Here is a 10,210-nt window from a genome sequence, read left to right as displayed (position 1 = left end):
AAGTTAGGCCAAAGCGGAGAAAAGTTAGACCGAACCCGTGAGAAGTTAAACCGAAAATCAGGAGTTAGGCCGAAGCGAGGAAAAGTTAGGCCGAACCCGTGAGAAGTTAGACCGAAAATCAGGAGTTAGACCGAACCGGAGAAAAGTTAGGCCGAATCCGTGAGAAGTTAGACCGAAGCGGGAAAAAGTTAGGCCAAAGCGGAGAAAAGTTAGACCGAACCCGTGAGAAGTTAAACCGAAAATCAGGAGTTAGGCCGAAGCGAGGAAAAGTTAGGCCGAATCGAGCAAAAGCTAGACCGAAAATCGAGAGTTAGGCCGAAGCGGGAAAAAGTTAGGTCGAACCGGGAAAAAGTTAGACCGAACCGAGCAAAAGTTAGGCCGAAAATCGAGAGTTAGGCCGAAGCGGGAAAAAGTTAGGCCGAACCCGTGAGAAGTTAGACCGAAAATCAGGAGTTAGACCAAAGCGGGAAAAAATTAGACCGAAAATCAGAAGTTAGACCGAACCGAGCAAAAGTTAGGCCGAAAATCAGGAGTTAGACCGAAAGGGTCAAAAGTTAGGCCAAAGCGGGAAAAAGTTAGGCCGAAGCGAAGAAAAGTAAGGCCGAAGCGGAGAAAAGTTAGACCGAAGCGGGAAAAAGTTAGACCAAATTTCAGGAGTCGCACCAAATCGGGCAAAAGTCGCACCGAATCCCGGAAAAGTCGCTCCTAAATCAAGAAAAGTCACACCGAATTTTAGGAGTCGCACCAAATCGAGCAAAAGTCGCACCGAATCCCGGAAAAGTCGCTCCTAAATCAAGAAAAGTCACACCGAATTTTAGGAGTCGCACCAAATCGGGCAAAAGTTGCACCGAATCCCGGAAAAGTCGCTCCTAAATCAATGAAAGTCGCACCGAATTTTAGGAGTCGCACCAAATCGAGCAAAAGTTGCACCGAATCCCGGAAAAGTCGCTCCGAATTCAAAGAAAGTCGCACCAAATTTTGAGAGTCGCACCAAATCGAGCAAAAGTCGCACCGAATCCCGGAAAAGTCGCTCCTAAATCAATGAAAGTCGCACCGAAATTTGAGAGTCGCACCGAATCGAGCAAAAGTTGCACCGAATCCCGGAAAAGTCGCTCCTAAATCAATGAAAGTCGCACCGAAATTTGAGAGTCGCACCAAATTGAGCAAAAGTTGCACCGAATCCCGGAAAAGTCGCTCCGAATTCAAGGAAAGTCGCACCGAATTTTGAGAGTCGCACCAAATCGAGAAAAGTCGCACCGAATCCCGGAAAAGTCGCTCCTAAATCAAGAAAAGTTGCACCGAAATTCAGGAGTTGCACCAAATCGAGCAAAAGTTGCACCGAAATACGGAAAAGTTGCTCCTAAATCAAGAAAAGTTGCACCGAAATCGAGAAAAATCGCTCCTAAATCAAAGAAAGTCGCACCGAATCGAGCAAAAGTTGCACAAAAAAACAAGTCCAATTATGCTCGTTTTTTGATCGATTAGCAGGAAAAAGGTGGAGTGACGTTGAATGAAGAGACTAGAGATGATGTCACCACAACAATGAATCACTATCAAGGGAAAGAGGGCCGCAAGATGGAAAATGAAAATTCAAAAATAAAATCCGAAAGTCTGAAAAACAGAGTATTGGTTGTTGATGATCAATACGGTATTCGGATTTTAATTAAAGAAATACTTAAAAAAGACGGAATTGAAGCGCTATTGGCTTCGAACGGCGCTCAGGCTCTCGATGTTTTGTCTAGGAAAAAACCGAAGCTCGTGCTCCTGGATATGCGAATTCCAGGGATGAGTGGCGTGGATATACTGAAGAAAATCAAGGAAATCAGTCCGGCAACCGTTGTCATGATCATGACAGCATATGGCGATGACGCGATGATTAGCGAAGCAAAGAAAAATGGCGCGGTAGCATATTTTCCTAAGCCATTTGATATAAATGAACTGCTTCATGCCGTACACCATGCCCTTTTTGGATCCATCTCAAAAAAAAGCGACCGAAGTTTATGAAAGTTTAATGGGGAACAAACTGAAGGAATATTCCGATGAGTTGTGCTATAATTTAAAAAGATCTCATATTATAAATTTTTTTGCACGTAAAAATTGCTAGCTATTTGAGGATTGTGTAGCAGTCGAAAAAAAGCTCATTTGACGATTGTGCAGCAATCGAAAAACAGCTGGCGTCAACCGACTTTTGCCGAATCGCTGGGCATGAACCAAGCGAAGAAACAGGAAACTTGTTCCCCTTTGTACATATGATGAACGGTAGTGCGCAAAATCAGTTCCGCTCGCGAGGCGGCTGCTGCTTGAAGGGATCGCACGGAAAGGGAAGTCACTCGGAACATGGAAAAACTTTTAATAGAGGGCGGTCACAGGCTCAGCGGCACAGTACAAATCAGCGGCGCAAAAAACAGCGCTGTGGCACTGATTCCCGCAACAATACTTGCAGACTCCCCAGTTACCATTGATATGTTGCCTGATATTTCAGATGTGCGGACACTGTGCACCTTGCTCCAGGAAATCGGCGGCGAGATTCAGTTTATTGATCATACGCTGACTGTTGACCCGAGAAGTATGGTTGATATGCCGCTTCCGAATGGTTCAGTGAAGAAATTGCGTGCGTCCTATTATTTAATGGGTGCTATGCTCGGCCGCTTTCACCAGGCAGTGATTGGCTTGCCCGGTGGCTGCAATCTCGGCCCACGCCCGATTGATCAGCATATTAAAGGATTTGAAGCACTTGGCGCACAAGTGACGAATGAACGCGGCGCGATTTATTTACGTGCCAATCGTCTTCGTGGTGCTCGGATTTACCTTGATGTTGTCAGTGTTGGGGCAACCATTAATATAATGCTCGCTGCCGTCCGTGCTGAGGGGCAGACGATTATTGAAAATGCAGCAAAGGAGCCTGAGATCATTGACGTGGCCACGCTGCTGACCAGTATGGGCGCAAAGATTAAAGGCGCCGGAACAGACGTCATTCGGATTGAGGGCGTAGAAAGTCTGCACGGCTGCCGGCATATGATTATTCCCGACCGGATCGAAGCCGGAACCTTTATGATTATCGGCGCGGCGCAAGGACGCGAATTGCTGATTGACAACGTCATTCCCCAGCATGTCGAATCGCTGACAGCCAAATTACGCGAAATGGGTGCCGATGTCCAGGCCGGCGAAGATCAGATGCTTGTCTCGCGCAACCCTGGAAAATTAAAGAGTGTCGATATTAAGACGCTCGTCTATCCGGGCTTTCCTACTGATTTGCAGCAACCGCTCACCAGCCTCCTGACCCAAGCTGAGGGAACGAGCTTGATTACCGATACGATTTACGGCGCGCGTTTTAAACATATCGACGAGCTTCGCCGAATGGGCGCCAACGTCAAAGTCGAAGGCCGCTCGGCGATATTGACCGGCTCAACGCATCTGGAAGGGGCAAAAGTTCGGGCAACAGACCTGCGCGCCGGAGCTTCGTTAGTGATCGCCGGCTTGATGGCTAGTGGCGTCACCGAAATCACCGGTGTCGACCATATTGATCGCGGCTACGATCATCTGATGGAAAAGCTCAGCAATATTGGCGCGCATGTCTGGCGCGAAGCGATTGATGACGAAGAACTTCCCGATCGTTTAAAAAGAAATGATAGGTAAAAGAACAATTCCTAGGATAAAAGTTGAAAAAGGGAGCGAGGCATCCACTGGATTTAGATGACTTGCTTCTTTAATTTTTCTAGATATTCGAATGTGGATTTTTTAGTGAAAAAATGCCAAACAAGCCTGTTAAAAACGCATTCAGAAACGTTCCGCAACTGCGGAACGACCCTTTTTCCAATGGGGTTTCGAAAAACCATAAAACCTCAGAAATTGGACCCCATTCAGAAAAAAGCAAACGTGATAGGAGCGTATGGGACACTGCGCAAGCTTTCTTAGGAATTATTGTAAAGATATTGGACGTTGGAGCAAGTAAAAGGCCAAAATGCAGAAAATTTAGCAGAAAATACGACTCGTTCGCGCCGTTTAGAATGAAAATTTGATTATTCGGGAATAATGTGCTACAAAAAGAATAGAGCAATTTTATGATGATGGACGTTGGGACTTTGACTCCGGAACTTTAAATTCTTTTTGCGGATAGAATAATCTGCCCTTACCTACTTGTCGCATCACCTCTAGATTTGCGGGCGGCTGAATCAAGCTGTTGCAATGATCTTCCACAGCACAATTCCGTGCATATTCTGATTACAATCCAAATCGACAAATGAATAAAAGACATCGGGTCACAGTCGCGCAGACGATCTATTGAATGGGCTTACAGCTGCGCGGACGATGATCATTAACTATAGATAAAATAATTGAAATGTGGTGTAAGAATGGCAGTCACTTTGGCTGAACTGGAAAATATGAAACTTAAAGAACTCTATGAGCAGGCCAAGGAGTACAAAGTTTCCTATTATAGTAAGCTCACAAAACGCGAGCTGATTTTTGCGATCATGAAAAAACAGGCGGAACAGGATGGTCTCTCGCTGATGGAGGGGATACTCGACATTATCCCGACAGAGGGCTTTGGCTTTTTGCGACCGATTAATTATTCGCCAAGCTCGGAGGATATTTATATTTCGGCCTCGCAAATCCGTCGCTTTGATTTGCGTAACGGCGATCGGGTAACCGGAAAAGTCCGTCCGCCGAAAGAAAATGAGCGGTATTTCGGGCTTTTGCGAGTCGAAGCGATCAATGGTGAAAATCCGGATGCCGCAAAGGATCGTGTCCATTTTCCGGCGCTGACGCCGCTCTATCCAAACCGCCATATGGTTTTGGAAACCGAGCAAGAAGATTTCTCAACTCGGATTATTGATATGATTTCGCCAGTCGGCTTTGGTCAGCGTGGACTAATTGTGGCACCGCCAAAGGCCGGGAAAACGACCTTGCTTAAGCAAGTCGCCAACAGCATCAGTATCAATTATCCGGACGTTGATTTGATTGTTTTGCTTGTCGACGAACGTCCGGAAGAAGTGACCGATATCGAACGTTCCGTCAAAGGTGATGTCGTTAGTTCAACGTTTGATGAAGTGCCAGAAAATCATGTGAAAGTTTCGGAATTGGTGCTTGAGCGGGCGATGCGCCTTGTGGAACAGAAACACGATGTTGTCATTTTGATGGACAGCCTGACGCGTCTTGCCCGCGCCTATAACCTGGTCATTCCGCCAAGCGGCAGAACGCTTTCCGGTGGTATTGATCCAGCGGCCTTCCACAAACCGAAGAAATTTTTCGGTGCGGCGCGGAATATTGAAGAAGGCGGCAGCCTGACGATTTTGGCCACCGCGCTTGTCGACACCGGTTCGCGAATGGACGATGTTATTTACGAGGAATTTAAAGGAACGGGCAATATGGAATTGCACCTCGACCGCAAGCTGGCGGAACGACGTATTTTCCCAGCGATCAACATCCGCCGCTCCGGCACGCGTAAAGAAGAATTGTTGATTAACAGTGAACACTTGGAGAAACTGTGGACGATGCGCAAAACGATGGACGAATCCGCTGAATTTGTCGAACATTTCTACAAGCGGATTAAAGAAACAAAGTCCAACCAAGAATTCTTTGATATTTTCGATAAAGAAAAGAACGGAACGCTCCGCACCTGATCGAAATATTGTTCTATATCAAGCGAACAGATGATTTTTGCTGAAAATGTAGCGAAACGCCTGGTTTTCTCCAACTGTGTTTCCAATCGATTCCATGTGGTTGGATCTTGCAATTATTTGATACGCTGATATAATAAAACTTATGTGTGATGCAATCAGACTCTGGTTTGAGAGATTAATCAGGGCGCAAAGGAGATGAATGAAATGAAATCAGGTATCCATCCGGATTATCATGCGGTTGTTTTTCAGGACGCGAGTACTGGTTTTAAATTTCTGAGCGGTTCAACGAAGCCGTCGAACCAGACGATTCAGTGGGAAGATGGCAACGAATATCCGCTGATCACGGTCGAAATCAGTTCGGATTCCCATCCGTTCTACACGGGCCGTCAGAAGTTTGCCGACAAAGGCGGACGTGTCGATCGTTTCAAACAGAAATACAACCTCAAATAAGCTGTATTTTCAGAAGAAGAAAAAAGAAACGGCGCTTTCCAAAGGACGCAGAACAATTAGTTTCTGCGGACGCTGCGTGAAATCAGCCGTTTTTGCATGTTCAGGTCCGAATAGATGGCAGGCAGGGAAAATCCTGCCTGCCTTTGTAATAGCCAATACTATTTTTTCAGTAAAAATGGAACAAACACGCGCGCACAAAACTTAGACCGAACTGTGCAAAAGTTAGACCGAACCCGGTACATCGATAAATTCGGGCACTGCATTGCTTTTTTCAGTCACTGGAAATGGTTATTTGGGCACTAAAGTAAATTTATCGAACACTGCACAAGCTCTTTAGGACACTGTTTTTGGTGAACGGTCAGAATCGTGGAAAGTGAAGCCGAACCCAAGAAAAGTCAGGTCCAATTTCAAGAATTAACCGCAAACGGTCGCAAACATGGCCTAGTTTTTCTCAATAAAGAAACAGCGCAGCAAAAGGAGACAAGCACGATGGCACAGCTTTTTTTCAAGTATGGTGCGATGAATAGTGGCAAATCGATTGAAATCATTAAGGTTGCCCACAATTATGAAGAACAAGGCAAATCGGTGCTGCTGTTTACATCAGGCCTGGATGATCGCGATCAAGTCGGCTCAATTTCGAGCCGCATCGGGTTTAAGCGACCGGCAATCCCTGTTTTTGACGCAACGGATATCTACAAAACTGTTGCTGAGTACCAGCCGCTGCCGCATTGCGTGCTGGTTGACGAAGCGCAGTTTCTATCGAAAAAGCATATTTTGCAGTTGGCACGGATTGTCGATGATTGCCATATACCCGTGATGTGTTTCGGCTTGAAAAATGATTTTCGCAATGAGCTGTTCGCGGGTAGCAAATACTTACTGATCTATGCCGATAAACTTGAAGAAATGAAAACGATTTGCTGGTTCTGCGAACACAAGGCAACGATGAATCTGCGGATCGATGGCGACGGTCACCCGGTGTATACCGGGAACCAAATTCAGATTGGTGGCAATGAAAGTTATTACCCAGTTTGCCGCCATTGCTATAACCATCCACCAATCGATTGATTGCAGCATCATCACGCGTCTTTTCATAGACTGACAATAGAGGATCGCGGTATTTTGACGCCCTATTTTCAGCCGGATATAATTATTAATAGAAGGAATTGCGACCGGGTTTCAAACCGGCACAGGGAATCTTGAGGTGAACCCAAGTGTTTGAACGTCTGCACACGTTGGCTGAACGCTACGAAAAATTGAATCAACTGCTCGCCGATCCCGAAGTAATCGCGGATTCGCGGAAGTTACGCACCTATTCGAAGGAACAAGCGGATCTTCAGGAGATTGTCTCCGCTTACCACGCCTACACAGAAATAGTGCATGAGCTCGACGATGCACGTGGGATGCTTCGCGAGCCGCTCGATGATGCGATGAAGGATATGGTGCAAGACGAAATTGCGCGTCTTGAAGACGAGCAAGCGGCGCTCGAGCAGCAGCTGAAACAATTGATGATTCCGAAAGATCCGAATGACGCGCGCAACGTCGTCGTTGAAATTCGCGGCGCGGCGGGGGGCGACGAAGCCGCACTTTTTGCCGGTGATCTCTTCCGGATGTACACGCGTTATGCCGAGCAGCAGGGTTGGCGCACGGATGTGATTGACACAAGCCCTGGCGAAATCGGCGGTTACAAAGAAATCGTTTTTATGATTAATGGAAATGGCGCTTATTCCAAGCTAAAATTCGAAAGCGGTGCGCACCGCGTGCAGCGCGTGCCAGAAACAGAGTCAGGCGGACGAACACATTCGTCGACGGCAACTGTGGCTGTTCTGCCTGAAGCGGAAGAATTTGACTTCGAATTAAATGAAAAAGATATCCGTGTTGACCGCTTTGCCTCGAGTGGTCCCGGAGGGCAGAGCGTCAATACGACGATGTCCGCGATCCGGCTGACGCACCTGCCCACCGGCATTGTCGTCTCTTGCCAGGAAGAGCGGTCACAAATTAAGAATAAGGAAAAAGCGATGAAGGTGCTCCGCGCGCGCGTCTATGATAAATATCAGCGCGAAGCCCAGGAAAAATATGATTCGACACGCAAATCAGCAGTCGGTACCGGCGATCGTTCCGAGCGGATTCGGACCTATAATTTTTCTCAAAATCGTGTGACCGATCATCGAATCGGCTTGACGATTCATCAGCTCGATCAGGTGCTGAACGGCAAGCTGGATGAAATCATTCAGGCGCTGATTGAGCATGATCAGGCGAAAAAGCTGGAACAGGAGAATGTCTGGTGACGCGCCGCTTTGATGCGCTCAAATGGGCTGCCAGCTATTTGCGCGCGCACAATCGCGATGAAAATATTGGCGAGATTTTGCTAGAGGCGCGGCTGAATCTTTCGCGGACAACGCTGCTTGCAAATCTAAGGGAGCCCCTTACAGCTGAAGACGCGGACTGGCTGAAGGCACGGATTATCGAGCATGTGCAAACGGGAAAACCGGTTCAATATATGCTCGGCACGGCACCTTTTTATGGACGTGATTTCCGGGTGACGCCGGATGTGCTGATTCCGCGCCAAGAAACAGAGGAACTGGTTTGGCGAGCCGGCGAATGGGCAGCCCGCTATTTCGGAAAAAAGCAACCACGACGCGTTTGTGATATTGGAACAGGCAGTGGTGCGATTGCGGTGACGTTGGCACTGGAACATCCCGCCTGGAAGGTTGCAGCCGTTGATTTGTCAGAAAAAGCGCTCGCGGTCGCCAAGGACAACGCGGCCCAGCTTGGCGCTTCGGTCGCTTTTTACCAGGGAAGCTTTCTCGAACCGCTTCGAGGCAAGAAATTCGATATGCTTATTTCGAATCCGCCATATATCACACGTGAGGAAATGACCGATCTCGCCGATACCGTGCGCGACTTTGAGCCGCGTCTCGCATTATGCGGCGGCGAGGACGGGCTCGATCCATATCGCGCGATTCTTTCCGAACTGCCCGCATTATTCGGTGACTCAGCCATATTTCTACTGGCCTTTGAAATCGGTGCCGGGCAAGGTTCGGCGGTTGCGGCCATGATTCGCCGCACATTTGGCGATTGTCTCGAAGAATTGGCAGTCGCCAAAGATCTGTCTGGTTTAGACCGTAACGTGCTCGCGGCTTTACGAATCAAATAATTGCGCATCGAATGTTTAAAACGCGTCATTCCTGCCTAAAATGGCTGGTATGGAGGCGGGAGAAATGAAACGTTCATGGGCAATTGTTTTTATTCTATCTATTAATCTAGCACTTGTCTTTTTCTTTTGGCAGAATCAGGCGGTACAGGCCAATCAGAACGGACCGATACCGCAAGACGCGATCCGCTTGCGTATCCTTGCCAACAGCGATTCGCCGGCTGATCAAGTCGTCAAACGTCAGGTGCGTGACGCCGTCAATCAGAACATCACGCAATGGGTTCAGAATCTGAAAAGTTCGAGCGAGGCGGAACAGGTCATCCAGCAGCATCTGCCAGAGTTGCGCCAGGTTGTCAGTCAGACGCTTAAAAAAGTTCACGCCGATCCATCTTTTCGCATAAAAATAGGCCAAGCTGATTTTCCAACGAAAATGTATGGCACCTATGTCTATCCCGCCGGTCGTTATCATGCATTGGTAATCACACTCGGTTCCGGTCAAGGCGCCAATTGGTGGTGTGTCTTGTTCCCGCCGCTTTGCTTTCTTGATTTCTCAAACAGCGAAGCGGTCCGTCCGGAAGCCCAGAAACCAGTCGCACAGACAGCATCCCCCACCAATGTGTCGGCTGCTACTGAAAAAAATGCCTCAACTCAAGTGACAAACAGTGAAAACCAGGCGCGGCAAATGGAGAAACAGCAGAATCAGCAGCAGGACAGCGCATTGCCTCAAGCACAGAAAAAAAGTAGAGATTCAGACTCGGTTCAGGTACGCTTCTTCGTCGCCGACTTGTTTACGAAACTATTCCATATCCTCAACTAGGGCAACGATTGAAACGTGAATTTATGAAATAGTGTATACTTAGAGAAAACAGACCGGCGCCCAGCCGGTTTTTTGTCAGTAAAGAATATATATGACTCTGCGCGTAAAATGGCTCCTCGCAGAGTCAAGACTGTTTGATGAGGGCCCGTCCTGCCCGCGGCAAGCGAGCAA

General features: G+C 47.6%; 8 protein-coding genes. All 8 read left to right on the top strand.

The genetic code is table 11. The features are described from left to right. Positions 1-1,506 precede the first annotated feature (1,506 nt). The 8 genes from JOC27_RS11980 (at position 1,507) to spoIIR (ending at position 10,039) form a co-directional block, all read left to right on the top strand. On the top strand, positions 1,507-2,004 hold the full coding sequence (locus JOC27_RS11980; protein ID WP_338062811.1) for a response regulator: 498 nt from the start codon (positions 1,507-1,509) through the stop codon (positions 2,002-2,004). 333 nt (positions 2,005-2,337) lie between these two features. Next, positions 2,338-3,636: a UDP-N-acetylglucosamine 1-carboxyvinyltransferase gene (locus tag JOC27_RS11975; RefSeq protein WP_205007528.1), complete on the top strand. Its 1,299-nt coding sequence runs from the start codon at positions 2,338-2,340 to the stop codon at positions 3,634-3,636. Positions 3,637-4,352: 716 nt separating this feature from the next. Next, complete coding sequence (gene rho, locus JOC27_RS11970; protein ID WP_205007527.1) at positions 4,353-5,621, top strand: transcription termination factor Rho; 1,269 nt, start codon at positions 4,353-4,355, stop codon at positions 5,619-5,621. Positions 5,622-5,825: 204 nt separating this feature from the next. Then, complete coding sequence (locus JOC27_RS11965; protein WP_205007526.1) at positions 5,826-6,071, top strand: type B 50S ribosomal protein L31; 246 nt, start codon at positions 5,826-5,828, stop codon at positions 6,069-6,071. A gap of 489 nt (positions 6,072-6,560) precedes the next feature. Next, positions 6,561-7,136, top strand: coding sequence for a thymidine kinase (locus JOC27_RS11960; RefSeq protein WP_205007525.1), 576 nt, complete (start codon positions 6,561-6,563; stop codon positions 7,134-7,136). A gap of 146 nt (positions 7,137-7,282) precedes the next feature. After that, positions 7,283-8,356 carry a peptide chain release factor 1 gene (prfA, locus tag JOC27_RS11955; protein WP_205007524.1) on the top strand — a complete coding sequence of 358 codons (1,074 nt, stop codon included), beginning with the start codon at positions 7,283-7,285 and terminating at the stop codon, positions 8,354-8,356. After that, positions 8,353-9,225 carry a peptide chain release factor N(5)-glutamine methyltransferase gene (prmC, locus tag JOC27_RS11950; protein ID WP_338062810.1) on the top strand — a complete coding sequence of 291 codons (873 nt, stop codon included), beginning with the start codon at positions 8,353-8,355 and terminating at the stop codon, positions 9,223-9,225. The genes prfA and prmC overlap by 4 nt, the downstream gene beginning before the upstream one ends. 64 nt (positions 9,226-9,289) lie before the next feature. Continuing rightward, positions 9,290-10,039, top strand: a complete 750-nt coding sequence (gene spoIIR, locus JOC27_RS11945; protein WP_205007523.1) for a stage II sporulation protein R — start codon at positions 9,290-9,292, stop codon at positions 10,037-10,039. Positions 10,040-10,210 lie beyond the last annotated feature (171 nt).

Source organism: Sporolactobacillus spathodeae (assembly GCF_016908935.1).
GTDB classification, from domain to species: domain Bacteria; phylum Bacillota; class Bacilli; order Bacillales; family Sporolactobacillaceae; genus Sporolactobacillus; species Sporolactobacillus spathodeae.
Note: the sequence above shows the minus strand (reverse complement) of the source record. Positions and strands in the feature narration are given on the sequence as shown.

What these genes read in the sequence shown, in the direction of transcription:
- JOC27_RS11960 (WP_205007525.1), top strand. Translation starts at nt 6,561, where the DNA reads ATGGCACAGCTTTTTTTCAAGTATGGTGCGATGAATAGTGGCAAATCG.
- JOC27_RS11965 (WP_205007526.1), top strand. Translation starts at nt 5,826, where the DNA reads ATGAAATCAGGTATCCATCCGGATTATCATGCGGTTGTTTTTCAGGAC.
- rho (WP_205007527.1), top strand. Translation starts at nt 4,353, where the DNA reads ATGGCAGTCACTTTGGCTGAACTGGAAAATATGAAACTTAAAGAACTC.
- JOC27_RS11975 (WP_205007528.1), top strand. Translation starts at nt 2,338, where the DNA reads ATGGAAAAACTTTTAATAGAGGGCGGTCACAGGCTCAGCGGCACAGTA.
- spoIIR (WP_205007523.1), top strand. Translation starts at nt 9,290, where the DNA reads ATGAAACGTTCATGGGCAATTGTTTTTATTCTATCTATTAATCTAGCA.